Genomic DNA, 26,600 nt, shown 5'->3' with positions numbered 1-26,600 from the left:
TTTTCCTCGAAAAAAATCTCCGAGGCGGCTGGCTGCTGCCGGGTTGGCGGCGAATGTGCCGTATTGCGTATCGGTCGTGTCCTACGGTTTCGCTCGGTCGGTCATGGTTCCGCCCTCCCGGCGGGATTGCCGGTTTGTTCATGAGGACGTGCCCGGAGCCTAAACGGTTCATGCCTCCCAGGGAACGTGATGTGCACTTCACCCCATCGAGGGATCGAACAAGTATGCGACCCTGCACTAGGCTGACTCGAGCACGAGGGTGGCGTTACAACGGCTCTACCAGGCCTCGGTACCCTCTCACCGGTGACCGAAGCCGGCCCCTTACCCATGAGGGCCCCATCTGAAATTCAGCGAGGAGCGAACCGCGTGACCGCCGAGACGTCCGTGTCGTCCACAGCGCTGCTGGCAGGAGCAGAGCGGGACGGATCCAACTACACCGCGCGGCACCTGCTCGTCCTCGAGGGGCTCGAGGCCGTGCGTAAGCGTCCGGGTATGTATATCGGGTCCACCGACAGCCGTGGCCTGATGCACTGCCTGTGGGAGATCATCGACAACGCCGTGGACGAGGCCCTCGCGGGCGTCTGCGACCACATCGAGGTGATCCTCCACGACGACGGCTCCGTGGAGGTGCGCGACAACGGCCGCGGCATCCCCGTGGACGTCGAGCCGAGGACGGGCCTGTCCGGCGTCGAGGTCGTCATGACCAAGCTGCATGCCGGCGGCAAGTTCGGCGGCGGCTCCTACGCGGCGTCCGGCGGTCTGCACGGCGTGGGCGCCTCCGTGGTGAACGCCCTGTCCGCGCGGCTGGACGTCGAGGTCGACCGCGGCGGCCACACCCACGCGATCAGCTTCCGACGCGGTGTCCCCGGCGCCTTCGCCGGCGAGGGCCCGGACGCGAAGTTCGAGGCCAAGGGCGGCATGCGCAAGGCCAAGAAGGTCCCGCGGACCCGCACCGGCACGCGCGTGCGCTACTGGGCCGACCGCCAGATCTTCCTCAAGGACGCCAAGCTCTCCCTCGACACGCTGCACCAGCGCGCCCGCCAGACCGCCTTCCTGGTGCCGGGCCTGACCATCGTCGTCCGCGACGAGTACGGCCTGGGCGAGGGCGGCAGCAAGGGCGAGGAGTCGTTCCGCTTCGACGGCGGCATCAGCGAGTTCTGCGAGTACCTGGCGAGCGACAAGCCCGTCTGCGACATCCTTCGCTTCGTCGGCCAGGGCACGTTCAAGGAGACCGTGCCGGTCCTGGACGAGCACGGCCAGATGACGCCCACCGAGGTCACCCGCGAGCTCGGCGTGGACGTGGCGATGCGCTGGGGCACCGGCTACGACACGACGGTGAAGTCCTTCGTCAACATCATCGCCACGCCCAAGGGCGGCACCCACGTCGCCGGCTTCGAGCAGGCCGTCGCCAAGACCATGAACGAGGTCCTGCGCGCCAAGAAGCTGCTGCGCGTCGCCGAGGACGACATCGTCAAGGACGACGCCCTGGAGGGCCTCACCGCCGTCGTCACCGTGCGACTGGCCGAGCCGCAGTTCGAGGGCCAGACCAAGGAGGTCCTCGGCACCTCGGCGGCCCGCCGCATCGTGAACAACGTGATCACCAAGGAACTCAAGGCGTTCCTGACCTCCACGAAGCGTGACGCCGCCGCCCAGGCCCGGGTCGTCATGGAGAAGGCCGTCGCCGCGGCACGTACGCGTATCGCCGCGCGTCAGCACAAGGACGCCCAGCGCCGCAAGACGGCCCTGGAGTCCTCCTCGCTGCCCGCCAAGCTGGCCGACTGCCGCAGCGACGACGTCGAGCGCAGCGAGCTGTTCATCGTCGAGGGCGACTCCGCGCTCGGCACGGCCAAGCTCGCCCGCAACTCCGAGTTCCAGGCCCTGCTGCCGATCCGCGGCAAGATCCTCAACGTCCAGAAGTCCTCCGTGACCGACATGCTGAAAAACGCCGAGTGCGGCGCGATCATCCAGGTCATAGGAGCCGGCTCCGGGCGGACCTTCGACATCGACGCGGCCCGCTACGGCAAGATCATCATGATGACCGACGCCGACGTCGACGGCTCCCACATCCGCACACTGCTGCTGACCCTGTTCCACCGCTACATGCGGCCCATGGTCGAGGCGGGCCGGGTGTTCGCCGCGGTGCCGCCGCTGCACCGCATCGAGCTGGTCCAGCCGAAGAAGGGCCAGGACAAGTACGTCTACACGTACTCCGACCGCGAGCTGCGGGACAAGCTGATGGAGTTCCAGAGCAAGGGCATCCGATACAAGGACTCCATCCAGCGCTACAAGGGCCTCGGTGAGATGGACGCCGACCAGCTGGCCGAGACGACGATGGACCCGCGCCGCCGCACGCTGCGCCGGATCAACCTCACCGACCTCGAGGCGGCGGAGCAGGTGTTCGACCTGCTCATGGGCAACGACGTGGCGCCCCGCAAGGAGTTCATCTCCAGCTCGGCGGCGACGCTGGACCGCTCCCGCATCGACGCCTAGCCGCTGGGCTGAGCCTGGACCACCCGGGGCCCCGGGCCGGACGTGAGCGCGTCCGGCCCGGGGCCCCGCCGGTTCTCCGCGTCGCCCTGCCAGGACCCGCAGGTCCGGCGCCGCGCCCGGCCCTCGGTGGTTCTCCGCCCCGGCCTGCCGAGCCTTACGCCCTGCCAGGCCTTACGTCCTCCCAGGGCATACGTCCCGCCACGCCCCACGTTCGGCCAGTGCTTACGTCCTGGCATAGCCCGTGTGCTGACGAGGCGGGGCGCCCAAGCCAAGAGCCGCCGTGCGCAGCACCGAGCGTTCCCTCGGCCGGGCCCGGCCCCGCCAGGGAGAGCCCTACCCGGCCCCACCCGACCCGGCCCCACCCGACCCGGCCCCGCCCGGCCCGAGCTCAAGCTTGCTCCCCGCGGCCACCGCCCCCCATACACACGAGCGAACGCCGGCTCTCCACCCGTGGGTGGAGGAAGCGCCGGCCGCGGTTCCACCCGGTTTTCCACCCCCACTCCGATCCGCCCCACCTGGGCTTTTCCGTAGCTTCAGAGGCGTCGGCGGCACTCCGCTGCCGGCCCTCGTTCCGCTCACGGAGGCTTGCATGTCCGGGCTCGTCAATGTGCTGGTGATGGTCGCCGTCGCCGTGCTGGTGATCGCGCGCCAGTTCACTGCCCGCCGCGTCAGCGCCGACCGCCGCTGGTGGCTGGTGCCGGTCATCCTCACGGTCATGGCGCTGCGCTCGCCGGGGCTGCTCGACGCCCATCACCGCGCCGGATCCGTGGTGCTGCTCGCCGCCGAACTCCTCATAGCCGTCGCGACCGGCGCCGGCTGGGCCTGGACGACCCGCATGTGGGTGGAGACCGACGGCACCGTGTGGAGCAAGAGCACCAAGGCCAGCGGGGCGGCCTGGGCCGCCGGCGTCGCCCTGCGCCTGGGACTCATCGGCGTCGGACTGCTGGTGGGCATACACCAGAACAGCTCCGCTCTCCTGCTCGGCCTCGCCTGCACGCTGCTCGTCCGCTCCGCGATCCTGGTCAAGCGGGCCCAGTCCCTGCCCCCGGTGGCCGGCCCCGCTGCGGCGTACGGTGACGACATCATCCGCCAGGCACGGAAGGAACGCGTGTGACGGAGAACGCCTGGACGCGCTGGCCCTCCCGGGAAGCCCTGGGCAGCGAGGGCATCTCCCGGGCCCGGCGTCTGCTCGCCTGGGCGGTCAGGCTCGTCGCGATCGGGGCGCTGCTGTTCAGCTCCTTCACCGGCGGCCATGTCCACGGCTGGGGCATCGCCGCCGCCGCTGGGGTCGTCTTCGCGGCCACCGCCGCCGGCTGGGCGTTCTACCGGACCACGCTCGCCCACCGGCTCGTCCCGTCCGTCGCCCTGTGCCTGCTGCTCGTGGCTCTCGCGGTCGGCGCACAGGCCACCGATTTCAAGGTGCCGGCCCTGGTCATCTGGTGCGGCTGCGGTGTCGCCGCCCTGGAGCGGCTGCCCCTCGCGGCGGCGCTGCCCGTCACCTGGCTGTCCTTCCAGGCGTACGCGACCGTCAACAACGACGCATGGCTGACCACGGTCGTCACGACGGCCGGCCTGGCTCTCGGCGGGTACGCCCTGCGGCTGGACGCCGAGGCGCGCGGCAACGCCCAGCGGCTGCTCGCGCAGGAGCGAGCCGCCCGGGCGGCCGAGGCGGAGTCGGCGGCTCTGGCGGAGCGGGCCAGGATCGCCCGGGAGATCCACGACGTGCTCGCCCACAGCCTCTCTGCCCAGCTGGTGCATCTGGAGGCGGCCCGGCTGCTCGTCGAACGCGGCGCGGACCGCGAGCAGATCCTCGAACGGGTCGTGGCGGCCCGGGGTATGGCTCGGGAGGGCCTCGCCGAGACCCGGCAGGCGCTCTCCGCCCTGCGTGGGGAACTGACTCCCGTGGAGGACTTCCTCAAAGAGCTGGTCAGGCAGACCGACGGCGCGGAGGTCACCGTCTCGGGTGACAGCCGGCCGCTGCCGGCGGAGGCCTCGCAGGCGGTGCGCAGGGTCGCCCAGGAGGCGCTGACGAACGTCCGCAAGCACGCGCCCGGGGCCAAGGTCGAGGTGCGGCTGGACTACTCCGAGCACGAAGTGGCCCTGCGAGTACGGGACTCGGGGGGCAGACCGGGGGAGCTGACCGGGGCGGGCGGCGGGTACGGTCTGCTGGGCATGCGCGAGCGGGCCGAGCTGCTGGGCGGATCGCTCGACGCCGGGCCGGGTGAGGAAGGGTTCGTGGTGACGTTGAAGGTGCCGGTATGACCGAGGGGGAGGGCACGGTGTCGGCCAGGGTCGTGGTCGCCGACGACCAGACCGTCGTTCGGGAAGGCATCGTGATGCTGCTGGGGCTGCTGCCCGGTGTCGAGGTCGTCGGCGCGGCGGGAGACGGGGACGAGGCGGTGAGACTCGTCGCCGAACTGGACCCCGACGTGGTGCTGATGGACCTGCGCATGCCCCGCTGTGACGGGGTGGAGGCCACCCGGCGGATCCGCGCGGAACATCCGCGCACCCAGGTCGTGGTGCTGACGACCTACGCCGACGACGACTCCCTGTTCCCGGCGCTGCGGGCGGGTGCACGCGGCTATCTGACCAAGGACGCGGGCGGGGACGAGATCGTGCGGGCCGTGCACAGCGTGCTCTCCGGAGACGCCGGGCTGTCCCCGAGTATCCAGCGCCGCCTGCTCGAGCGGCTGTCGGAGCCCGAACCCCGGCAGCAGCCCGTCGAGCCGGCGCCGGACGGACTCACGGTGCGGGAGACGGAGGTGCTGCTGCTCATCGCGGAGGGCCTCAGCAACCAGGAGATCGCCCAGAGGCTGCACGTGTCCACCGCGACGGTGAAGACCCACATCAACAACCTCTTCGCCAAGACCGGGCTCAAGGACCGGGCGCAGGCGGTGCGTTATGCGTATGCGAAGGGGCTGGCCCGGCCGTCGGCGGGGGAAGTCACCTGATGGGGTGAACAGCAGGGGGAAGAAGAGTCAGGGATCTTCCCGTTCTGTCCATCCTTGGGCATGCAGTCAAGCAACGGTCGTCCACGCGGGGGCGGTCCAGACGGAACCGCCGCGCCCGAGCACCACCCCGCCCCCTCTGCCGTCGGCGCTCCCGAGAGCGCCCGGCACGACGACCCCTGGTACGACGCGCTCGCCTCCGGCTGGGGCGAGTCCGTGGACGGCACGGCGACGACCTCCGCTGCCGTGCCGGCCCCGCGAGGGGAGCGGTCGCAGGTGGCCGCGGCCGACGTCTACCTCGAAGTGCAGCGCAGCGCTGCCTTCCAGGAGGTCCGCAGCCGGTACCGGAGGTTCGTGGTGCCGGCGGTCGCCGGCTTCCTGCTCTGGTACGTCGGATACGTCGTGGCGGCGACCGCCGCGCCCGCCTTCATGGCGCGGCCGGTGGTGGGCGCCGTGAACGTGGCGATGGTCGCCGGGCTCGGTCAGTTCCTCAGCACGTTCCTGCTCACCTGGGCCTATGCGCGTCACGCCCGGTTGCGCCGGGACCGGGCCGCACTGGAACTGCGCTGGGACACTCAGGAAATGACCCGCGGCGCCCGAGGCGGTGCCGTATGACCGGGAACCACCAGACGCTGGCGTTGGCGCTGTTCAGCGTGTTCGTCGCCGTCACACTGGCGATCACGACCTGGGTGAGCCGCAACCGGCATGGTTCGGCCGAGGAGTTCTACGCCGGGGGGCGGCTCTTCTCCCCGATGGAAAATGGTTTTGCCATCGCGGGCGACTACATGTCGGCCGCTTCCTTCCTCGGCATCTCCGGACTCATCGCGCTGTACGGCTACGACGGCCTGCTGTACTCGGTCGGCTTCCTCGTGGCGTGGCTGGTGGTGCTCTTCCTGGTCGCCGAACTGGTCCGCAACTGCGGACGGTTCACCCTCGCGGACGTGGTCGCGGCCCGCATGCGGGAGCGGCCCGTGCGGATCGCGGCGGGAACTTCCTCCGTCACCGTGTCCGTTCTGTATCTGGTGGCGCAGATGGTGGGCGCGGGCAGCCTGGTCGCCCTGCTCCTGGGGCGTACGAGCGGTGCGGCGCAGTCCTGGACCGTCATCGGCGTGGGCGCACTGATGGTGATCTACGTGTCGTTGGGAGGGATGCGGGCCACCACATGGATCCAGATCGTCAAGGCGGTCATGCTGCTCGGCGGTACGGTCGCGCTGACCGTGCTCGTCCTCGTCCGCTTCCACGGCGACTTCGACCGGCTGCTGCTCACGGCGGCCGACCGCAGCGGCCACGGAGACGCGTTCCTGGCCCCGGGGCTGCGCTATGGCGCGAACTGGACCGCCCGGTTGGACTTCATCAGCCTGGGCCTCGCGCTGGTGCTGGGCACGGCCGGGCTGCCGCACATCCTGTCCCGCTTCTACACCGTGCCCACGGCCCGGGCCGCCCGGCGCTCGGTGATCTGGTCGATCGGGCTCATCGGTGGCTTCTACCTGATGACGATCGTCCTCGGCTTCGGCGCCGCGGCGATCGTTGGGCCGCAGGCGGTACGGCAGTCCAACGCGGCCGGAAACACGGCGGTCCCGCTGCTGGCGCTCGACTTGGGCGGCGGCCTCGACTCCACGGGGGGCACGGTGCTGTTCGCGATCGTCACCGCCGTCGCCTTCGCGACGATCCTCGCGGTGGTCGCCGGCATCACGCTGGCCTCGTCCGCCTCCGTCGCCCACGACCTGTACGCGTCACTGCGCCGCCGTACGGGCAAGCAGCGCAGTGAGGTCGCCGTCGCCCGGGCCGCCGCGGTCGGTATCGGCGTGGTCGCGATCGCCCTCGGGCTGCTCGCCCGCGACCTCAATGTGGCGTTCCTGGTCGGGCTGGCCTTCGCCGTGGCCGCGTCCGCGAACCTTCCGGTGCTGCTCTACTCGCTGTTCTGGCGCGGCTTCACGACGCGTGGCGCGGTGTGGGCCGTGTACGGCGGACTCGTCCCGGCCCTGCTGCTCGTCATCCTGTCCCCGGTGGTCTCCGGAGCCCCGAACTCCCTCGTCACGGGCGTCGACTTCCAGCTCTTCCCGCTGGAGAACCCGGGCCTGGTCTCGATCCCGCTGGGCTTCCTCGCCGGCTGGCTCGGCACCGTCACCTCCACGGAGGTCCCGGACGAGGCCAAGCACGCGGAGACCGAGGTGCGTTCGCTGACGGGCGCGGGAGCGGCCTAGAGCTGCCGCTCCGCTGGACGGCGTGTCTATTCGTTTGCCGCGGCCCGCGTCAGTCCTATAGGAAGATCGCATGCTCAGGGGCAGCAAGGTCGGGCTGAGGGCCCGGCACGAGGAAGACATCCCGGTCCTGCGCGCCGAACTCCTCGACGACGTGCTCACGTCGGCGCGGTCGGAAGGACGACCGTGGCGGCCCACGACGCCCGGCGCGGAGGACTCACGGCTGGTCTCCGACGACAAGGACGAGTCGAATGTCCGCTTCTCCGTCGTGGAGTCGGACGGCGGCACGCTCGTCGGTATGGCGACGCTGTGGGGCATCGACAACCACAGCCGCTCCGCGCACATCGGGCTGGGGCTGCTGCCGTCCACCCGCGGCAAGGGCTACGGCACCGACGTCGTCGCGGTGCTGTGCCACTACGGCTTCGTCGTACGCGGTCTGCAGCGGCTGCAGATCGAGACGCTGGCGGACAACGCCGCGATGCTGCGCTCCGCCGAGCGCAACGGCTTCGTCCGCGAGGGCGTACTCCGCTCCTCGGCCTGGGTGATGGGCGAGTTCCTCGACGAGGTGGTGCTCGGGCTCCTCGCCCGGGAGTGGAAACCGGGCGGCCAGGCGTAGGGTGCGCGCGCGAGGGCGAGGCGCGGTCGGTCAGCGAGTACGGCAGCGAGACACCCCCTAGGGCGCCACCCACGCGTACCGGTGTTCCGGGCGGCCCGTGTCGCCGTACTTCAAGGACAGCCGTAGGCGGCCGGCCTGTTCCAGGTGGCGCAGGTAGCGCTGGGCGGTCGAGCGGCTCAGGCCCGTGCGGGCGGCGACCTCGTGGGCCGACAGCGGCTGGTCGGAGCGGTGCAGCACCGAGCAGATCAGGTCCGTGGTGGGCTCCGAGTGACCGCTCGGCAGCCCCGGCGACGACGGCACCGAAGCGGTCCGCAGGGCGCCGAAGATGCGGTCGACCTGCTCCTGGCCGGCGACACCCCGCCCGCCGACCCGGTCCACGGTGCGGCGCAGGGCGGCGTAGGAGTCCAGGCGGGTGCGCAGGGCGGCGAAGGTGAAAGGTTTCACCAGGTAGTGCAGCGCGCCGAGACGCATGGCGGTCTGCACGGTCGTGACGTCGCCGGCCGCCGTGATCATGATGACGTCGGTGCCGTGCCCCTGCTGGCGCATCCGGTGGACGAGTTGCAGGCCCGTCTGGTCGGGCAGGTAGTGGTCGAGCAGCACCAGGTCGATCCCGCCCCGCTCGACGGCGGCCAGGGCCTGGGCAGCGCTGTGCGCGCGGGCGGCCACCCGGAAGCCGGGAACCTTTCCCACGTACTTGGCGTTGATCTCGGCGACACGGAAGTCGTCGTCCACCACCAGGACGTCAATCATCGGGCCTCTTTCTGTCAAGGCCAGGCGGGCGTTACGCCCGTGTTTCGGCTCCGTTGTTGTAGCGCGAGCAAAACGAGCACAACAGTCTGTTGCAAGCAAAAGAAGCGCATGTGCTCACAAGACTGCTGCTGTGGCCCCCGCCACATCTACGGTCCCGGCCCATGAGCACAGACACCAGCCCCGCCATCGAACTGCGGGGCGCAGGCAAAACCTTCCGGACGCCGTCCGGTGGTCTGCACACGGCCGTCAGGGACCTCGACCTGACCGTCCGGCAAGGCGAGTTCGTGGCGGTCGTCGGCCCCACCGGCTGTGGCAAGTCGACGACGTTGACGCTGGTGAGCGGCCTTGAGGAGCCCAGCGAGGGCGACGTCCTGGTCGCCGGTGAGCCGGTGCGCGGCGTCGGCGACAAGGTCGGCTTCGTCTTCCAGCAGGACGCCACCTTCCCGTGGCGCACGGTGCTGTCCAACGTCATGGCGGGCCCCCGCTTCCGCGGCGTGCCGAAGGCCGAGGCGAAGGAGAGGGCCCGCGCCTGGCTCGCCCGGGTCGGGCTCGCGGCCTTCGAGGACCGCTACCCGCACCAGCTCTCCGGAGGCCAGCGCAAGCGGGTCGCCCTCGCCGCGACCTTCGTCAACGACCCCGAGATCCTGCTCATGGACGAACCCTTCTCGGCGCTCGACGTGCAGACCCGGGCCCTGATGTCCGACGAGCTGCTGGAGCTGTGGGAGGGCACACGCGCCTCCGTCGTCTTCGTCACCCACGATCTGGAGGAGTCCATCGCCCTGGCCGACCGGGTCGTCGTGATGACGGCCGGACCCGCCACCGTCAAGCAGGTCTTCGACATCGACCTGCCGCGGCCCCGCAAGGTCGAGCAGGTGCGGCTGGAGCCGCGCTTCCTGGAGATCTACCGGGAGATCTGGGAGTGCCTCGGCGAAGAGGTGCGCATCACCCGCGAGAGGGGTGCCGCTCATGTCGCCTGAGGTGCTCAGCACGCCGGTCGTCGACACGGCCAAGACCCCGGACCGCGCGCACTCACGCGCGCGTGCCGCCCGCAGACGCAAAGTCGTCGTCATGTCCGTCCGTGCCCTGCTGCTGGTCGCCGTGCTCGGCCTGTGGGAGGTGCTCTCCCGCGCCAAGGTCATCGACCCGTTCAACTTCTCGATGCCCTCGCAGATCTGGGACCAGATCTCCACCTGGGTCCTGCACGGGACGGCGCTCGGCTCCCTCGGCGAGCAGATCTGGTACACGCTCTACGAGGCGCTCATCGGGTGGATCGTCGGTGTCATCGCCGGTGTGATCCTCGGTATCGCGCTCGGACGGATCGCGTTCCTCGCCGATGTCCTTGGTCCATACATCAAGGTGCTCAACTCGATACCCAGGATCGTCCTGGCCCCCATCTTCGTGATCTGGTTCGGCCTCGGTCCGGTCTCGAAGGTGGCCTCCGCCGTCGTCCTGGTCTTCTTCCCGGTGTTCTTCAACGCCTTCCAGGGCGCCCGAGAGGTCGACCGCAATCTCGTGGCCAACGCCCGGATCCTCGGTGCGAGCAACCGGAGGGTGACTCTTCAGGTGGTCATCCCGTCGGCGACGTCCTGGATCTTCACCAGCCTCCATGTCAGCTTCGGCTTCGCCCTCATCGGCGCCATCGTCGGCGAGTACATCGGCGCGACGAAGGGCATCGGCCTGCTCGTCGCCCAGTCGCAGGGCACCTTCAACGCCGCCGGTGTGTACGCGGCCATGGTGATCCTGGCCGTCGTCGCCCTCCTCGCCGAGGGACTGTTGACCTTCGCCGAACGGCGCATCTTCCGCTGGAAGCCGTCGCGCTCCGACAGCTGACGCCCACCCTCCTCTGCCCCTTGACGCGCCCTGCCGCCTCTTTCCCCGCCGCCCGGCCCTCTTCCAAGGACGTGAACGCTCATGCGCAAGACCCCTCGCCGGACCGCCAGATACGCCTCCCTGGCCACCGCCGGCCTGCTCGCCCTCACCTCGCTCACCGCCTGTGCCAACGACGCCGCCGACACCTCCGCCGACGCGGGCGGCAAGGGTGACGGCAAGGGCGTGAAGGTCAAGATCATGGTCGGCGGCCTGGACAAGGTCATCTACCTGCCGGCGATGCTCACCCAGCGCCTCGGCTACTTCGACGCCGAGGGCCTGGACGTGGAGCTGCTGAGCGAGCCGGCCGGCGTGCAGGCCGAGACCGCACTCGTCTCCGGTCAGGTCCAGGGAGCCGTCGGCTTCTACGACCACACGCTCGACCTCCAGGTGAAGGGCAAGGCCGTCGAGTCCGTCGTGCAGTTCTCGCACGCGCCCGGCGAGGTGGAGGTCGTCTCCACCAAGGCGGAGAAGGACATCACCTCGCCCAAGGACTTCAAGGGCAAGAAGCTCGGCGTCACCGGCCTCGGCTCCTCCACCGACTTCCTCACCAAGTACCTGGCGGTCACCAACGGCGTGAAGGTCAGCGATTTCACGCCGGTCGCCGTCGGCGCCGGACCGACCTTCATCTCCGCCCTCCAGCAGGGCGCGATCGACGGCGGCATGACGACCGACCCCACGGTCACGACCATCCTGGACAAGAACGCCGGGAAGGTGCTGCTCGACATGCGCACGCCCGAGGGCTCCCAGGCGGCGCTCGGCGGTCCGTACCCGTCGTCCAGTCTGTACATGCAGACGGACTGGGTGAACAGCCACAAGGACACCGTCCAGAAGCTGGCCAACGCGTTCGTCAAGACGCTCAAGTGGATGTCCACCCACAGCGCCTCCGAGATCGCCGACAAGATGCCCGCCGACTACTCGAAGGGCAACAAGGTCCTGTACGCCGCCGCCATCAAGAGCACGCTGCCGATGTTCACCAAGGACGGCGTGATGCCGGCGAACGGCCCCCAGACCGTCGAGAAGGTCCTCAAGGCGTTCAACCCCACCATCAAGAACGCCGAGGTGGACCTCGCCAAGACGTACACGACCGAGTTCGTCGAGAAGGCGGCCGGCTGACCACAACGAGCAGCGCCACGGGGGATCGAGAAGGCCGGGGGCCGTGCCCGTACTCCTGTGCGGGCACGGCTCCTTCCACCGCCCTCACGGCCGTGCCTCAGGCGCGGGTCGCCCACACGTAACGGTGTTCCGGGCGGCCCGCGTCGCCGTACTTCAGCGTCAGCCGCGCCCGCCCGGTGCGCTCCAGCAGCTTCAGATAGCGCTGCGCCGTCTGCCGGCTCAGGCCCGTCCGCTCGGCGATCTCCTGGGCCGACAGCGGCCCGTCGGCGTGCATCAGCGCCTGCCGGACCAGTTCCGCGGTGGTGGGGGAGTGCCCCTTGGGCAGCCCCGGCTCCGACGACGCGGACAGCGCGCCGAAGATCCGGTCCACGTCCGCCTGTTCCGCCTCACCGCCGCCGTCCAGCCTGCGGCGCAGCTCCGCGTACGCCTCCAGCTTGGCGCGCAGGCCCGCGAAGGCGAACGGCTTGACCAGGTACTGCAGTGCGCCCTGCCGCATCGCCGCCTGCACCGTCGCGATGTCCCGCGCCGCCGTCACCATGATCACGTCCGTCTGGTGACCGCGCCGCCGCATCTCCGACACGACCTCCAGACCCGTCTCGTCGGGCAGGTAGTGGTCCATGAGGACGAGGTCCAGGCGGGGCAGCTCCTCCACCTGCCGCAGTGCCTCCGCCGCGCTGTGCGCCTCGCCGGCGACGTGGAAGCCGGGCACCTTGGCCACATAGGCGGCGTTGACCTGGACGACCCGGGTGTCGTCGTCCACGACCAGGACCTCGATCATCGCGTCTCCTCCTCGACGGCCGAGTCCGCCGGTGTGGCCAGGACGGGCTGCAGTTCCGGCTCGGGCTCGGCCACCGCCTCCGGCAGCACGACCGTGAACTGCGCGCCCCCGCCCTCCGCCTCGGCCACGGTCGCGCTGCCGCCCTGCCGCTGCGCGAGCCGCCGCACCAGGGACAGGCCGATCCCGCGCTTGCCGTGCGCCGGCGGCTTCTTGGTCGACCAGCCCTCCGTGAACACCAGCTCCCGCTGCTCCTCCGGGACGCCCGGCCCGGTGTCCCGTACGCGCAGCACCGCGGTGCGGTCCTCGGCGCGCAGCTCGACCTCCACGCGCGCGTGCGGCGTGCCCGCGACGGCGTCGAGCGCGTTGTCGACCAGGTTGCCCACGATCGTCACCAGCCCGCGCGGGTCCACCAGGCGGTCCGGCAGCCAGGTCCGGTCCGAGATCCACAGGGCGACACCGCGCTCGGCCGCCACGGTCGCCTTCCCCACCAGCAGCGCGGCGAGCAGCGGGTCCTGGATCTTCTCGGTGACCTGCTCAGCGGTCGCCCGGTGGTCGCCGACGACCTCTCCGACGAACTCGACGGCGTCGTCGTACATCTCCAGCTCGAGCAGCCCGAGCAGGGTGTGCATGCGGTTGGCGTGCTCGTGGTCCTGGGCGCGCAGCGCGTCGATCAGGCCCCGCGTGGAGTCCAGCTCGCGGCCCAGCTGCTCCAGCTCCGTGCGGTCGCGCAGCGTGGCCACCGCGCCGCCGTCGTCGGTGGGCATCCGGTTGGCGACCAGGACGCGTTGCCCGCGGACCGTGAGCAGATCGGTGCCGGTGACCCGGCCGGCCAGCACGTCCGCCGTACGACCCTCACCGAAGGCCTCGTCGGGGGAGCGCCCCACGGCCTCCTCGCCGATGCCGAGCAGCCGCTGCGCCTCGTCGTTGAGCAGCCGGATGCGGCCGCCGCGGTCGAGCGCCACGACCCCCTCACGGATGCCGTGAAGCATGGCCTCGCGCTCCGCGAGCAGCGCCGAGATGTCGGAGAACGCGAGGTCCCGGGTCTGGCGCTGGACGCGCCGTGAGATGAGCCAGGCGGCCAGGGCACCCACGGCCAGGGCTCCGCCGGCGTACGCCAGCAGCCCCGGGATGGCGCTGATCAGCCGCGCCCGCACGCTGTCGTAGGCGATACCGACGGACACCGCGCCGATGATGTCGCCGTGTGCGTCGCGCAGCGGCACCTTGCCGCGCGCGGAGCGCCCCAGGGTGCCCTTGTCGATCTCCATGACCTCCGTGCCCTTCAGGGCGTCCTCGGGGCTGGTGGAGACGAGCTTGCCGATCTCCGAGGGCGTGGGATGCGACCAGCGCACCCAGTGCCGGTCCAGGACCACGATGTACTCGGCGTGCGTGGCTTTCCGGATCCGTTCGGCCTCCTGCTGCACCGGGCCGTCCGCGGTCGGCGCGGTGGTGAGCACTCCCTCGGCGATCTCCGGGTCCTGAGCCGTGGTCTGCGCGATCGCGAGGGCGCGGCGCATCGCCTGGTCGTCCAGCTGGTGGCTGAGCGGTGCGAGGAACAGCCCGGTCGCCAGCACCGCTACGCCCGCGGCGATCGCCACCTGCATCAGCAGCACCTGCGAGAACACCCGCCGCGGCAGACCGAGGCGCAGACGGCGTGCGGGGGGAGTGGGGCTCATACCCATGACGGTACGTGCCGGGGACGGCTGAGCCGTAGGGGGTGTGGCCTGGATCTCTTGACCCGGGCTTGACCGGATCTTGATCGGTGGGCACGCCTGGATGGATCAAGGACGACGGTCCATGTGATCAACCATGTGCGGCGGACGCGCACGACACGTCGAGGCGGGGACGGTCAGCGGACCCCCGCGGTCAGTTCCTCGACGGCCACGACGTCCATCCGTGCGGGCGTGCCCAGCACGGCGGCTCCGCAGCTCTCCGGGCGCGGCGGCAGCGCCTCGCCCTGCTCGACGGTGACCCGCCAGCGGCGGCCGTCGACGTGGGCGACGAACACCTCCCAGCGCGGTGCCGCGCCGTCCGTCCGTTCGATGCGCAGCGCCTGTGCGGCGTACTCGCCCGCGACGCCGCGCACGGCCAGCTCGGCCGCCTGGCCCGGGCGCTCCCAGGCGGACGCGCCACGGCAGCCCTCCACCACGATCCGGTCCTCCTGGACGCCGTGCAGCACCTCCTTGACGGAGTGCGCCTGCGCGCGGCCGTAGGCGTAGCCGTACGGCAGGACGAGCACCGTCGGTGAGAAGCGATGTCCACCCAGATGGGTGACCTCCCACACCCCCGGCACACCGGATGCCGTGAGCTCGGTGGCGAGGGGCCGGCCGAGCAGTGCGCAGCACCGGTCGCGCTTGCCGTTGGTGCACACCAGGGCCAGTGGCCCGCCGGTGTGCCGGCCGCCGCCGAGAACGGTGTCGAAGCCCGTGTGGTCGCCCCGGCCGAGCGCGGTGAGGTCGAGATCGAGCAGGCGGTGAGGGTCGGTGAGTGCCGCTCCGTGCAGCCACACGTTGCCGGGGACGGTGTGGGCGGCGTACACCTGCCGTACGTCCGGGGTGCCGAGGTCGGCGTGGCGGCCCGGGCGCCGGATCAGCGCGATCCGTACGCCGGTGCCTTCGGCGGCCGCTTCCAGGGCGCGGCCCAGCGCCGGATCCAGGTGGCTGGAAACGAGCGCCTTGGCGCCCCAGGGGCCTGGCTGCTCCAGGAGCAGCCAGGTCGTCGCCGTGGCTGCGGTTCCGGAAACGGGCTCGTCGAGGGCCCGCGAAACGGTCGCGCACGTACTCACACAGGTGAGCCTAACCTGACTTCGCATGGCGTGACTTCCGGCCGCGTCCGTGTCCTGGTTCGGACGAGTACCCCGGGGCTCACTCCGGCAACGGCTGCGGCGGTTTCGGCCCCACGTACTGCCCGCTCGGACGCATCCGCAGCGGCCGTTCCGCGTACTCCTCGAGGGCGTGCGCGATCCAGCCGGCGGTACGGGCCACCGCGAAGATCGTCTCACCGGCGGTGGGCGGCATCCCGTGCGCGGCGGTGAACACGGCGAGGGCCAGGTCGACGTTGGCGTGCAGCGGGGCGTGGCGGGCGGTGGTGGCCACGATGTCGCGGGCGGCGGCCAGGGCGGGCTCGGCCTGCGGGACCTGCTCCAGCAGGGCGAACAGGGCACGCGCGCGTGGGTCCTCGCCGGGGTAGAGCCGGTGGCCGAGGCCGGGGATCCGGCGACCCGCGCGCAGTTCCTCCGCGATCACCGGACCGGCGTTGCCCTCGTCCAGCACTTCCTGCAGCAGACGGTGGGCGAGCCCGCTGGCGGCGCCGTGCAGCGGCCCCTCGATGACGCCGAGGCCCGCGGAGACGGCCGCGTAGGCGTGCGCGCGGGCCGAGGCGGCGACGCGGACGGCCAGGGTGGAGGCGGCCAGGTCGTGGTCGACGAGAAGGCAGAGCGCGGCGTCCAGGGTCCGCAGGGAGGGCTCGTCCGGTTTCCGGCCGGTGAGCGCGGCCCACAAGCGGTGGGCCAGCGGTCCGGTCCGGAGGGGGGAGCGGTGCGTGGGGGCGAGGGCGGCGACGAGCGTGGGGATGAGGGTGCGCGCGGTGCCGAGCACGGCCTCCTCGGAGAGGTCGAAGCGCAGCGGGTCCTCGGCCGCGGAGGCGATCGCCGCGACCCGCAACCGGTCGGCCGGGCCGGCGTGTTCGGGCAAGGAGCACACGGCGCTGCGGGCCGCCGCCACGGACGCCTCAGGGGCGGTGAACGTGACACCCGGGCGCAGCCGGCCGGTCCACAGCCACTCGGCGATCTCCTCGTAGGAGTACCGGGCGGCCAGTTCGGTCGCGTCGACGCCGCGGAAGTAGTAGCCGTCCTTCTCGATCAGGGTGATCCGGGTGCGGACGGACAGCTCGCCGCCGGATCCCGAACCGCCCGCGCTCTCCCGCCTGTTGCGGCGGGCGAGCGCCTCGACCTCCGCGGCGTCGAAACTGCTGCCCCGCCCGCCGGGCACGCGGCGGCTGCTGAGCTGACCGCGACTCACGTACGCGTACACGGTCTCGGGCTTCACGCCCAGCAGTTCGGCGGCCTCCTTGGTGGTCAGCCGCCGTCCCGGGTGGCCGGGGTGGGGTTCATGGTCACGCATGGAGGTCACCGTAGCCGCCCTCTCGATGTATTGATTCAATCAATATTGACAGTAGTTGAGTCAAGCATAGACAGTCGAATCAATGCCAAGGAGGGAAACATGTCCGTCAACGCATCTGCCGTGAGGCCCGCCTCCCCGCTGATCGAGGCGCCCCGAGGGCTGGCCGGAGTCGTCGTGACCGACACCGAGATCGGTGACGTCCGTGGCCGTGAGGGCTTCTACCACTACCGCCAGTACTCGGCCGTGGAACTCGCCCGGACCCGCTCCTTCGAGGACGTCTGGCATCTGCTCGTCCATGGTGAACTGCCGGACGCCGAGCGCGGCGCCGCCTTCACCGCGCGGACGGCTTCGCTGCGCCGGCTGCCGGACGAGGTCCGTGCGGTGCTGCCGGCCGTCGCGGCGGCGGGTTCCGCCTCCGGGCCGCTCGCCGGGATGCGCACGGCGCTGTCGCTGCTCGGCGCGGCCAAGGGCTTCCGTCCGGTCTACGACATCGACACCACGCAGCGCCGCGACGACACCCTCGTGGCCACCGCGGCCGTACCGACGCTGCTCGCAGCGCTGTACCGGCTGGGCCGCGGGCTGGAGCCGGTGGAGCCACGGGAGGACCTGTCGTACGCCGCGAACTATCTGTACATGGTGACCGGTGCCGAACCAGACGCGGAGCGGGCCCGGGCGATCGAGCAGTACTTGATCTCAACCATTGATCACGGCTTCAACGCGTCAACGTTCACCGGGCGGGTCATCGCCTCGACCGGGGCGGACGTGGCCGCGTGCCTGGTCGGCGCGGTGGGGGCACTGTCCGGACCCTTGCACGGCGGCGCGCCCAGCCGGGCACTGGACACCCTGGACGCGATCGGCAGCCCCGACCGCATCGACGGCTGGATCCGCGAACGTGTCCTGGCCGGCGAGCGGATCATGGGCTTCGGGCACGCGATCTACCGCACCGAGGACCCCCGCTCCCGGATGCTCCGCGAGATCGCCCAGAGCTTCGGCGGCCCTCGGGTGGACTTCGCCGTCGAGGTGGAACGCCGGGTCGAGGCGATCCTCGCCGAACTGAAGCCCGGCCGGGAACTGCACACGAACGTCGAGTTCTACGCGGGCGTCGTCATGGAGCGGTGCGGTCTGCCCCGCGAGATGTTCACCCCCACCTTCGCCGCGGCACGGGTGGTGGGCTGGAGCGCCAACATCCTGGAACAGGCGGAGGATCCGAAGATCATCCGCCCGGTGGCGCGGTATGTGGGTCCGCAGGCGCCGGTTGCCGTCCCCGGGGGCGCCTGACCAGGCGAGCGCCGCCCGGCTGACAGGCATCCGGCGGTGCCTGAACGGGCGTCCGGTGGCCGTCTGGACAAGCGTGTGGCCTGGTGCCGTTCCGGGCGCCAGGCCTCATCGGTGGAGCGTCGAGCAGGAGCGGGGTACCGGACTGCTCGCCGGGTGACTCGTCCGGCTCGCGTGCGGTCGGCGTGCGGCCGGATGCGGGGAGGGGACACGTCAAGGGTGGACGTGCCGCCTGCGGGAGACGTCAGGCGTCGGGGATGTCCGCCTTGGCGCGGATCAGGGTCTCCCGGCTCACGACGACGATGCGTTCGTAGTCCGCACGCGCGGCGTCCGCCGGGAGCTCGGGGTCCAGCGCCTCGGTGGCCTCGGTGCCGATGACGGCGAAGTTGCCGTCGCTCAGCTCGAACACGTCCGGGCAGGTGGCTCCTGAGTTACTGCCTCGGGCGCTGGGCGGCACACCGATGCGGCGCACGATCTTCAAAGGTACCGGTCCTTACAGAGCACAAAGTCGGGGCAGAGTGGTGGGGATCACGCTAGTGGTGTTGATGTGCTCCGTGTGGTCGGACGGGCAAAAGTCACTCCGTCGTGTCAGCCGGTCGGCGGGTTGCCGACCACCCACCACTCCTCCGTGTCGGCGTCGTCCAGCTCCTGGACCAGGCCGTCGATCATGCGGCCGATCTGCGCCTCCTCGGACGACTCGTTCAAAGTGGCGCGCATGTGCCGGGAGGCTTCCCAGTACTCGCGGAAGGCTTGGCTCTGCAGCAGCTCCCGCATGTGCCGGTACAGCTCCTCCCGGTCCAGGAGGCCGGCCCGATGGCTGTGGTACAGGTAGGCGTACCAGGCGTTGGCGTACAGGAACTGGCGGCGCTTCTCGGCCGGGATGTCCTTGTCGTAGGTGTCGATCACCGGGGCGAGTGAGGGATCGTCGATCGCCTTGGTCAGCAGCTCCCAGTGCATGCGCTGCTGATGGGCCAGGGCCTGGCGCAGCGAGGCCACTTCCTCGAGTTCGAGCCGTTTGGCGTGGAGCCGTTCCGCCTCCGACCGTTCCGCTTCCGACCGTTCCGTCCGCGACCCTTGCGCCTGCGACCCTTCCGCCTCCAGCCGTCGCTGCCACGCGGCCAGCGTCGTGCCGAGCGCGGTGAGCAGCAAGCCGGCGGCGGAGCCGAACCTCCCTGCCGTGAATTTCCGTGTGGCCATGTCAACCCCCGAATCAGGCGACCGTCCGCCGGTCGTCGGTGTGGGTCGACTGATGGGGACCGGCGAGCGATGGGCGGCGCTTGCCGCCTCCAGGGTGCCGAGCGGCTCTGATCGGCGGGGAGGCGGAGAGGAGGCGCACGGAGGGAAGCGAGGGTCGCACAATCCGGCGCCTTCCCAACGTCTGCCCCGCAAGTGCTGCTAACAATCGTTCACTTCGCCGTGATTCTTACGGCTCGTATCCTGGGGCGGCATTCAATCCTCAGACGTACGCCGTCCCGCGAGCCGGTGTACGCACAGGCGTGAGAGAGGTCGTACGTGGGGCAGAGCCCGAGTCCGCAGCAGATCCCGGTCGTCGTGCTCGCCGGATTCCTCGGCTCCGGCAAGACCACCCTTCTCAACCACCTGCTGCACCGCAGCGGCGGCAGCCGGATCGGCGCGATCGTCAACGACTTCGGCACGATCGAGATCGACGCCATGGCGGTGGCCGGCGCGCTCGGCGACTCCAGCGTCTCCCTCGGCAACGGGTGTCTGTGCTGTGCCGTGGACGCCAGTGAACTTGATCAATATCTTGACCGGCTCGTCCGGCCGTCCCTCGGCATCGACGTCGTCGTGATCGAGGCCAGCGGACTCGCCGAGCCGCAGGAGCTCGTCCGCATGCTCCTGGCCAGCGAGAACCCACGCGTCGTCTACGGCGGTCTCGTCGAGGTCGTGGACGCGGCGGAGTTCGACGACACCCGCGCCCGGCACCCCGAGATCGACCGGCACCTCGCCCTCGCCGACCTCGTCGTCGTGAACAAGCTCGACCGGGCCGCCGACGGGGAGCGCGTCCTCGGCCTCGTCCGCTCCCTCACCGACGGGGCCGCTGTCGTACCCGCCACGTACGGCCGCATCGACCCGGAGTTCCTCTTCGACTGCCGGCCCAGCGACGAGCGCGTCGGGCAGCTGTCCTTCGACGACCTGCACCGGCATGACGACGACGAGGCCGGCGAGCACGCCGGGCATCTGCACACCGGCTACGACAGCCTCTCCTTCACGTCCGACCTGCCGATGGAGCCCCGGCGGCTGATGGAGTTCCTCGACAGCCGTCCCGAGGGGCTGTACCGGATCAAGGGATACGTCGACTTCGGACCGTACGACCGGCACAACCGGTATGCCGTGCACGCCGTCGGGCGGTTCCTGCGCTTCTACCCGGAGCCGTGGGAGACGGCGGACGCCCAGCCAGGGGCAGCGGACGCCCAGCCACGGGAAACGACGGACGCTCAGGGAGGGGCCGTAGCGGACGCCCAGCCGGGGACGGCGACGGACGTCCGGCGCACCCAGCTCGTCCTCATCGGCGCCGGCATCGACGCGGACGCGCTCGCCGGGCAGCTCGACGCGTGCAAGAACGGCGCCCCACACGCCGACGAGCACGGCATGTGGGGCGTCCTTCGCTACGTCCGCGATCCCGAGGCCGATCCCGAGCCCGGGGGCGGCCTCGGGGGCGATCCCGGGACCGCCGACGGGCCGCCGGTCGAGAGTGACGAGGTGCCGGCCGTGACCGACTAGGTTCCGGCCGGCACCGACGAACCGCCGGTTCAGACCGGTCCCGCCACCGCCGCCACCGTCTTCGGCAGGGACACGCCCGAGCCGTCGCGGCGCGGGTCGGGCTCGGGCAGCTCGGCCGGCGTGCCGTTCTTCTGCGCCGCCTTGGCCGGCGCCGGGCCCGCCCAGGCGAGCGACAGGCAGTCCTCGCCCTTGAGGAACCGCTGGCAGCGCACGCCGCCGGTGGCCCGGCCCTTGCGCGGATACTGGTCGAACGGGGTCAGCTTGGCCGTCGTCTGCACGGAGTCGTCCAGCGTGCCGCGCGAGCCCGCGACCGTGAAGACGATCGCGTCGGCCGCCGGGTCCACCGCGGTGAACGAGATGACCTTGGCGCCGTCGGTGAGCTTGATGCCCGCCATGCCGCCCGCCGGCCGGCCCTGCGGACGCACCACGGACGCCTGGAAGCGCAGCAGCTGGGCGTCGTCCGTGATGAAGACCAGGTCCTCCTCACCCGTGCGCAGCTCGACCGCGCCGACGATCCGGTCGCCCTCCTTGAGGGTGATGACCTCCAGCTCGTCCTTGTTGGCCGGGTAGTCGGGCACCACCCGCTTCACCACGCCCTGCTCGGTGCCGAGCGCCAGACCGGGGGAGGACTCGTCGAGCGTGGTCAGGCAGACCACCTGCTCGTCGCCGTCCAGCGAGATGAACTCCGCCACGGGGGCGCCGCCCGAGAGGTTCGGCGCGGCCGCCGTGTCCGGCAGCTGCGGCAGGTCGACCACGTTGAGCCGCAGCAGACGGCCCCCGGAGGTGACCACACCGACCTCGCCGCGCGCCGTCGCCGGCACCGCCGAGACGATCACGTCGTGCTTGCTGCGCCGGCCGTCGCCGTCGTCGAAGGGGTCGGCGGTCGCGGTGCGGGCCAGCAGGCCGGTGGAGGACAGCAGCACCCGGCACGGGTCGTCGGCGACCTGCAGCGACACCGTGGCCGCCGGGGAGCCCGCGGACTCCAGCAGGACCGTACGCCGGTCGGTGCCGAACTTCTTGGCGACCGCCGCCAGTTCGTTGGACACCAGCTTGCGCAGCTCGGCGTCCGAGTCCAGGATCCGGGTCAGCTCCTCGATCTCCGCGTTCAGCCGGTCCTTCTCCGCCTCCAGCTCGATGCGGTCGAACCGGGTCAGGCGGCGCAGCGGCGTGTCGAGGATGTACTGGGTCTGGATCTCGCTGAGCGAGAAGCGCTCCATCAGGCGCTGCTTGGCCTGCGCGGAGTTGTCGCTGGAGCGGATCAGCCGGATGACCTCGTCGATGTCGACGAGCGCCGTCAGCAGGCCCTCCACCAGGTGCAGCCGGTCGCGCTTCTTGGTCCGGCGGAACTCCGAGCGGCGCCGGACGACCTCGAAGCGGTGGTCGAGGTAGACCTCCAGCAGCTCCTTCAGGCCCAGCGTCAGCGGCTGGCCGTCGACCAGGGCGACGTTGTTGATGCCGAAGGACTCCTCCATCGGCGTCAGCTTGTACAGCTGCTCCAGGACCGCCTCCGGCACGAAGCCGTTCTTGATCTCGATGACCAGGCGCAGTCCGTGCTCGCGGTCGGTGAGGTCCTTGACGTCGGCGATGCCCTGGAGCTTCTTCGAGCCCACCAGGTCCTTGATCTTGGCGATGACCTTCTCGGGACCGACCGTGAAGGGCAGCTCCGTGACGATCAGGCCCTTGCGGCGCGCGGTGACGTCCTCCACGGACACCGTCGCGCGCATCTTGAACGTGCCGCGGCCCGTCTCGTAGGCGTCGCGGATGCCGGAGAGTCCTACGATCCGGCCGCCCGTGGGCAGGTCGGGGCCGGGGACGTGCTTCATCAGCGCTTCGAGGTCGGCGTTCGGGTGCCTGATCAGGTGCCGGGCGGCGGAGATGACCTCGCGCAGGTTGTGCGGCGGCATGTTCGTCGCCATGCCGACCGCGATCCCGGACGAGCCGTTGACCAGGAGGTTCGGGAAGGCGGCCGGAAGGGTGACCGGCTCGCGCTCCTGGCCGTCGTAGTTGGGCTGGAAGTCGACGGTGTCCTCGTCGATCGACTCCGTCATCAGCCCCGTGGCCTCGGCCATCCGGCACTCGGTGTACCGCATGGCGGCCGGCGGGTCGTCGTTGCCGAGCGAGCCGAAGTTGCCGTGGCCGTCCACCAGCGGCACGCGCATGGAGAACGGCTGCGCCATACGCACCAGGGCGTCGTAGATCGACGCGTCGCCGTGCGGGTGCAGCTTGCCCATGACCTCGCCGACGACACGGGCGCACTTGACGTAACCGCGCTCGGGGCGCAGCCCCATCTCGTTCATCTGGTAGACGATGCGGCGGTGCACCGGCTTGAGGCCGTCCCGGGCGTCCGGCAGGGCGCGGGAGTAGATGACCGAGTACGCGTACTCGAGGAAGGAGCCCTGCATCTCGTCGACGACGTCGATGTCGAGGATCTTCTCCTCGAAGTCGTCGGGCGGCGGGGTCTTCGTGCTGCGGCGGGCCATCGCTGCCTGGCTCCTTGCTGAAGCGTGAACGGTATCTGACGCGGACCATTGTGGACCGTGGGACTGACAAGCCGGGCGCGGACCCGGCTCCGGCGTACGAAGCCGTGCCCGGGCACCCGGGTCCTGGCTGCGTGGAGCGGCGCCGGACAACCGGATCCAGGCTGCGTGAAGCCGTGCCCGGACGCCCGGATTCCGGCTGTGTGGCGGAGCCCGGACACCCGGCCGCCGTCACCCCGCGGCCGTACCGGACCGCCCGACGCGGGGTGCCGGACTCCGGCCGGCCCGGACCGCGCACCACGATCGCCCGAAGGCTACGCGATCTCGCTGTCGGCGTACGCCGTGCGGGAACTTCGCCGCCGGTCCGCCCGCTTGCATACAGTGGCAGGACGGCAGGAAACACGCGGTTTCACGACCGCTTCCGCGATCGAAGGGACGTACATGCCCATGGGTCACACGGCCACAGCCGAGGCAGGCTCCGGCGGACTGACAGCAACCGAGCACCGCCTGGCCAACGGCCTGCGCGTGGTGCTCTCCGAGGATCACCTGACCCCGGTCGCGGCGGTGTGCCTCTGGTACGACGTCGGCTCGCGCCACGAAGTCAAGGGGCGTACGGGTCTGGCTCACCTCTTCGAGCACCTGATGTTCCAGGGCTCCGCCCAGGTGAAGGGCAACGGTCACTTCGAGCTGGTGCAGGGCGCCGGCGGGTCGCTGAACGGCACCACCAGCTTCGAGCGGACCAACTACTTCGAGACCATGCCCGCCCACCAGCTGGAGCTCGCGCTCTGGCTGGAGGCCGACCGCATGGGCTCCCTGCTGGCCGCCCTGGACGACGAGTCCATGGAGAACCAGCGCGACGTCGTCAAGAACGAGCGCCGCCAGCGCTACGACAACGTCCCCTACGGCACCGCCTTCGAGCGGCTGACCGCCCTCGCCTACCCCGAGGGCCACCCCTACCACCACACGCCGATCGGCTCCATGGCGGACCTGGACGCGGCCACCCTCGAGGACGCCCGCCAGTTCTTCCGCACCTACTACGCGCCGAACAACGCGGTCCTGTCCATCGTCGGCGACATCGACCCGGAGCAGACCCTCGCCTGGGTCGAGAAGTACTTCGGCTCCATCGCCTCCCACGACGGCAAGCCCGAGCCGCGTGACGGCACGCTGCCCGACGTCATCGGCAGCCAGCTGCGTGAGGTCGTCCGCGAGGAGGTCCCGGCGCGCGCCCTGATGGGCGCCTACCGGCTGCCGCACGACGGCACACGCGCGTGCGACGCGGCGGACCTCGCGCTGACGATCCTCGGCGGCGGCGAGTCCTCCCGCCTGTACAACCGGCTGGTGCGCCGCGACCGCACGGCCGTCGCGGCCGGCTTCGGACTGCTCCGGCTGGCCGGGGCGCCCTCCCTGGGCTGGCTGGACGTGAAGACGTCCGGTGACGTCGAGGTGCCGGTCATCGAGGCCGCCATCGACGAGGAGCTCGCCCGGTTCGCCGCGGAGGGCCCCACGGCCGAGGAGATGGAACGCGCCCAGGCGCAGTTGGAGCGCGAGTGGCTGGACCGGCTCGGCACCGTAGCGGGCCGCGCCGACGAACTGTGCCGCTACGCGGTCCTGTTCGGCGACCCGCAGCTCGCCCTGACCGCCGTCCAGCGCGTGCTCGAGGTGACGCCCGAGGAGGTGCAGGAGGTCGCCAAGGCCCGCCTGCGGCCCGACAACCGCGCGGTGCTCGTGTACGAGCCGAAGACCCCGGAGGCCGCACCGGCCGCAGACGTGCCCGAGGACCCGGAGCAGGAAGCGACCGTAGAGGCCGGCAACGACAACGAGGAGACGGCCAAGTGACCGAGCTCGCCACGATGGACTTCCACCCCCAGCCCCAGGCGGGCGAGGCCAAGCCGTGGGCGTTCCCGGCTCCCGAGCGCGGCACGCTCGGCAACGGCCTGACGGTGCTGCGCTGCCACCGCCCCGGCCAGCAGGTCGTCGCCGTGGAGGTGCTCCTGGACGCCCCCCTGGACGCCGAACCGGCGGGCCTGGACGGCGTCGCCACGATCATGGCGCGCGCCTTCTCCGAAGGCACCGACAAGCACTCCGCGGAGGAGTTCGCCGCCGAGCTGGAGCGGGCCGGCGCCACCCTCGACGCGCACGCCGACCACCCGGGTGTCCGCCTCAGCCTGGAGGTCCCCGCCTCCCGGCTGGCCAAGGGCCTCGGCCTGATCGCCGACGCCCTGAGGGCCCCCGCGTTCGCCGACAGCGAGATCGAACGGCTGGTGCGCAACCGCCTGGACGAGATCCCGCACGAGCTGGCCAGCCCCGCCCGCCGCGCGGCCAAGGAGCTGTCCAAGCAGCTCTTCCCGGCGTCCTCGCGCATGTCGCGCCCCCGCCAGGGCACCGAGGAGACCGTCGCGGCCGTCGACGCGGCCGCCGTGCGCGCCTTCTACGAGCGGCACGTGCGCCCCGCCACCGCCACCGCGGTGGTCGTCGGTGACCTGACCGGCCTCGACCTCGACGACCTCCTCGGCGACACCCTGGGCGCCTGGACCGGCTCGCGCACCGAGCCGCGCCCCGTGCCGGCGGTGACCGCCGACGACACCGGCCGGGTCGTCATCGTCGACCGCCCGGGCGCCGTCCAGACGCAGCTGCTCATCGGCCGGATCGGCCCCGACCGGCACGACCGCGTATGGCCCGCGCAGGTGCTCGGCACCTACTGCCTGGGCGGCACCCTCACCTCCCGCCTGGACCGGGTCCTGCGCGAGGAGAAGGGCTACACCTACGGCGTGCGCGCCTTCAGCCAGGTGCTGCGCTCCGCCCCCGACGGCACGGGCGCGGCGATGCTCGCCATCAGCGGCTCCGTGGACACGCCGAACACCGGCCCGGCGCTGGACGACCTCTTCAAGGTGCTGCGCACCCTGGCGGAGGGCGGCCTGACCGAGACCGAGCGCGATGTCGCCGTGCAGAACCTCGTCGGGGTGGCCCCGCTGAAGTACGAGACCGCCGCCGCCGTCGCGGGCACGCTCGCCGACCAGGTCGAGCAGCACCTGCCCGACGACTACCAGGCCACGCTGTACCGGCAGCTCGCCGCGACCGGCACGGTGGAGGCCACGGCGGCGGTCGTGAACGCCTTCCCGGTGGACCGGCTGGTGACCGTCCTCGTCGGTGACGCCGCGCAGATCAAGGAGCCCGTCGAGGCCCTCGGTATCGGCGATGTCACCGTGGTGAGCGCGGAGTAGCC

22 protein-coding genes are annotated in these 26,600 nt (G+C 71.2%); 14 read left to right on the top strand and 8 right to left on the bottom strand.

Annotation, left to right across the window (positions count from 1 at the left end):
* Positions 1 to 366 precede the first annotated feature (366 nt).
* The 7 genes from AB0E88_RS06945 (at position 367) to AB0E88_RS06915 (ending at position 8,255) form a co-directional block, all read left to right on the top strand.
* Positions 367 to 2,490 carry a DNA topoisomerase IV subunit B gene (locus AB0E88_RS06945; protein ID WP_361625043.1) on the top strand — a complete coding sequence of 708 codons (2,124 nt, stop codon included), beginning with the start codon at positions 367 to 369 and terminating at the stop codon, positions 2,488 to 2,490.
* Between the two features lie 589 nt (positions 2,491 to 3,079).
* Positions 3,080 to 3,604, top strand: coding sequence for a DUF1453 domain-containing protein (locus tag AB0E88_RS06940; RefSeq protein ID WP_361625040.1), 525 nt, complete (start codon positions 3,080 to 3,082; stop codon positions 3,602 to 3,604).
* Entirely contained in the window at positions 3,601 to 4,752 is a 1,152-nt protein-coding gene (locus tag AB0E88_RS06935; RefSeq protein WP_361625037.1) for a histidine kinase, read from the top strand. Before AB0E88_RS06940 ends, AB0E88_RS06935 begins: the two co-directional genes overlap by 4 nt.
* The gene (locus AB0E88_RS06930) at positions 4,749 to 5,441 is read left to right on the top strand and encodes a response regulator transcription factor (protein ID WP_361625034.1); all 693 of its coding nucleotides are present in this window, start codon (positions 4,749 to 4,751) and stop codon (positions 5,439 to 5,441) included. Before AB0E88_RS06935 ends, AB0E88_RS06930 begins: the two co-directional genes overlap by 4 nt.
* A gap of 60 nt (positions 5,442 to 5,501) precedes the next feature.
* Entirely contained in the window at positions 5,502 to 6,053 is a 552-nt protein-coding gene (locus AB0E88_RS06925) for a DUF485 domain-containing protein (protein ID WP_361625031.1), read from the top strand.
* Positions 6,050 to 7,642, top strand: a complete 1,593-nt coding sequence (locus tag AB0E88_RS06920; protein ID WP_361625028.1) for a cation acetate symporter — start codon at positions 6,050 to 6,052, stop codon at positions 7,640 to 7,642. Before AB0E88_RS06925 ends, AB0E88_RS06920 begins: the two co-directional genes overlap by 4 nt.
* A 70-nt stretch (positions 7,643 to 7,712) precedes the next feature.
* A complete protein-coding gene (locus tag AB0E88_RS06915; RefSeq protein WP_361625025.1) occupies positions 7,713 to 8,255 on the top strand; it encodes a GNAT family protein in 543 nt (180 codons plus the stop codon).
* 57 nt (positions 8,256 to 8,312) lie between these two features.
* On the opposite strand, the gene AB0E88_RS06910 is transcribed toward AB0E88_RS06915, so the two are convergent.
* Positions 8,313 to 9,005 carry a response regulator gene (locus tag AB0E88_RS06910; RefSeq protein WP_361625022.1) on the bottom strand — a complete coding sequence of 231 codons (693 nt, stop codon included), beginning with the start codon at positions 9,003 to 9,005 and terminating at the stop codon, positions 8,313 to 8,315.
* A 161-nt stretch (positions 9,006 to 9,166) separates the two neighbouring features.
* Between AB0E88_RS06910 and AB0E88_RS06905 the strand changes: the two genes are divergently transcribed.
* The 3 genes from AB0E88_RS06905 to AB0E88_RS06895 all read left to right on the top strand — a co-directional run bounded on the left by AB0E88_RS06905 (position 9,167) and on the right by AB0E88_RS06895 (position 11,987).
* A complete protein-coding gene (locus tag AB0E88_RS06905; protein WP_361625019.1) occupies positions 9,167 to 9,982 on the top strand; it encodes an ABC transporter ATP-binding protein in 816 nt (271 codons plus the stop codon).
* Entirely contained in the window at positions 9,972 to 10,835 is an 864-nt protein-coding gene (locus AB0E88_RS06900; protein WP_361625016.1) for an ABC transporter permease, read from the top strand. Before AB0E88_RS06905 ends, AB0E88_RS06900 begins: the two co-directional genes overlap by 11 nt.
* An 81-nt stretch (positions 10,836 to 10,916) precedes the next feature.
* Positions 10,917 to 11,987, top strand: a complete 1,071-nt coding sequence (locus AB0E88_RS06895; protein WP_361625013.1) for an ABC transporter substrate-binding protein — start codon at positions 10,917 to 10,919, stop codon at positions 11,985 to 11,987.
* Between the two features lie 97 nt (positions 11,988 to 12,084).
* Here AB0E88_RS06895 and AB0E88_RS06890 read toward each other — a convergent pair whose 3' ends face one another.
* From AB0E88_RS06890 to AB0E88_RS06875, 4 genes are all read right to left on the bottom strand, one after another.
* Positions 12,085 to 12,765, bottom strand: coding sequence for a response regulator (locus AB0E88_RS06890; RefSeq protein ID WP_361625010.1), 681 nt, complete (start codon positions 12,763 to 12,765; stop codon positions 12,085 to 12,087).
* Positions 12,762 to 14,438, bottom strand: a complete 1,677-nt coding sequence (locus AB0E88_RS06885) for a sensor histidine kinase (RefSeq protein ID WP_361625007.1) — start codon at positions 14,436 to 14,438, stop codon at positions 12,762 to 12,764. The genes AB0E88_RS06890 and AB0E88_RS06885 overlap by 4 nt, the downstream gene beginning before the upstream one ends.
* Positions 14,439 to 14,611: 173 nt before the next feature.
* Positions 14,612 to 15,547, bottom strand: coding sequence for a sucrase ferredoxin (locus AB0E88_RS06880; RefSeq protein WP_361625004.1), 936 nt, complete (start codon positions 15,545 to 15,547; stop codon positions 14,612 to 14,614).
* Positions 15,548 to 15,626: 79 nt separating this feature from the next.
* Positions 15,627 to 16,883, bottom strand: coding sequence for a citrate synthase (locus AB0E88_RS06875; protein WP_361625001.1), 1,257 nt, complete (start codon positions 16,881 to 16,883; stop codon positions 15,627 to 15,629).
* A 99-nt stretch (positions 16,884 to 16,982) separates the two neighbouring features.
* On the opposite strand from AB0E88_RS06875, the gene AB0E88_RS06870 reads away from it, so the two are divergent.
* The gene (locus AB0E88_RS06870; protein ID WP_361624998.1) at positions 16,983 to 18,161 is read left to right on the top strand and encodes a citrate synthase/methylcitrate synthase; all 1,179 of its coding nucleotides are present in this window, start codon (positions 16,983 to 16,985) and stop codon (positions 18,159 to 18,161) included.
* Positions 18,162 to 18,402: 241 nt separating this feature from the next.
* Here AB0E88_RS06870 and AB0E88_RS06865 read toward each other — a convergent pair whose 3' ends face one another.
* Together AB0E88_RS06865 and AB0E88_RS06860 are read right to left on the bottom strand one after the other, a co-directional pair.
* Positions 18,403 to 18,639 carry a hypothetical protein gene (locus AB0E88_RS06865; RefSeq protein WP_361624995.1) on the bottom strand — a complete coding sequence of 79 codons (237 nt, stop codon included), beginning with the start codon at positions 18,637 to 18,639 and terminating at the stop codon, positions 18,403 to 18,405.
* A 107-nt stretch (positions 18,640 to 18,746) separates the two neighbouring features.
* The gene (locus AB0E88_RS06860; RefSeq protein WP_361624992.1) at positions 18,747 to 19,355 is read right to left on the bottom strand and encodes a DUF6082 family protein; all 609 of its coding nucleotides are present in this window, start codon (positions 19,353 to 19,355) and stop codon (positions 18,747 to 18,749) included.
* 315 nt (positions 19,356 to 19,670) lie between these two features.
* Here AB0E88_RS06860 and AB0E88_RS06855 point away from each other — a divergent pair, with 315 nt between their 5' ends.
* Positions 19,671 to 20,900 carry a CobW family GTP-binding protein gene (locus AB0E88_RS06855; protein ID WP_361624990.1) on the top strand — a complete coding sequence of 410 codons (1,230 nt, stop codon included), beginning with the start codon at positions 19,671 to 19,673 and terminating at the stop codon, positions 20,898 to 20,900.
* Positions 20,901 to 20,929: 29 nt separating this feature from the next.
* On the opposite strand, the gene AB0E88_RS06850 is transcribed toward AB0E88_RS06855, so the two are convergent.
* The gene (locus tag AB0E88_RS06850) at positions 20,930 to 23,380 is read right to left on the bottom strand and encodes a DNA topoisomerase IV subunit A (RefSeq protein WP_361624987.1); all 2,451 of its coding nucleotides are present in this window, start codon (positions 23,378 to 23,380) and stop codon (positions 20,930 to 20,932) included.
* Positions 23,381 to 23,818: 438 nt separating this feature from the next.
* On the opposite strand from AB0E88_RS06850, the gene AB0E88_RS06845 reads away from it, so the two are divergent.
* Entirely contained in the window at positions 23,819 to 25,213 is a 1,395-nt protein-coding gene (locus tag AB0E88_RS06845; RefSeq protein ID WP_361624984.1) for a pitrilysin family protein, read from the top strand.
* Complete coding sequence (locus AB0E88_RS06840) at positions 25,210 to 26,598, top strand: pitrilysin family protein (RefSeq protein WP_361624981.1); 1,389 nt, start codon at positions 25,210 to 25,212, stop codon at positions 26,596 to 26,598. The genes AB0E88_RS06845 and AB0E88_RS06840 overlap by 4 nt, the downstream gene beginning before the upstream one ends.
* Positions 26,599 to 26,600: the final 2 nt, after the last annotated feature.

The sequence above is a fragment of the Streptomyces sp. NPDC028635 genome (genome assembly GCF_040637635.1).
Lineage (GTDB): Bacteria > Actinomycetota > Actinomycetes > Streptomycetales > Streptomycetaceae > Streptomyces.
This window is presented reverse-complemented; position numbering and strand designations above follow the sequence as displayed.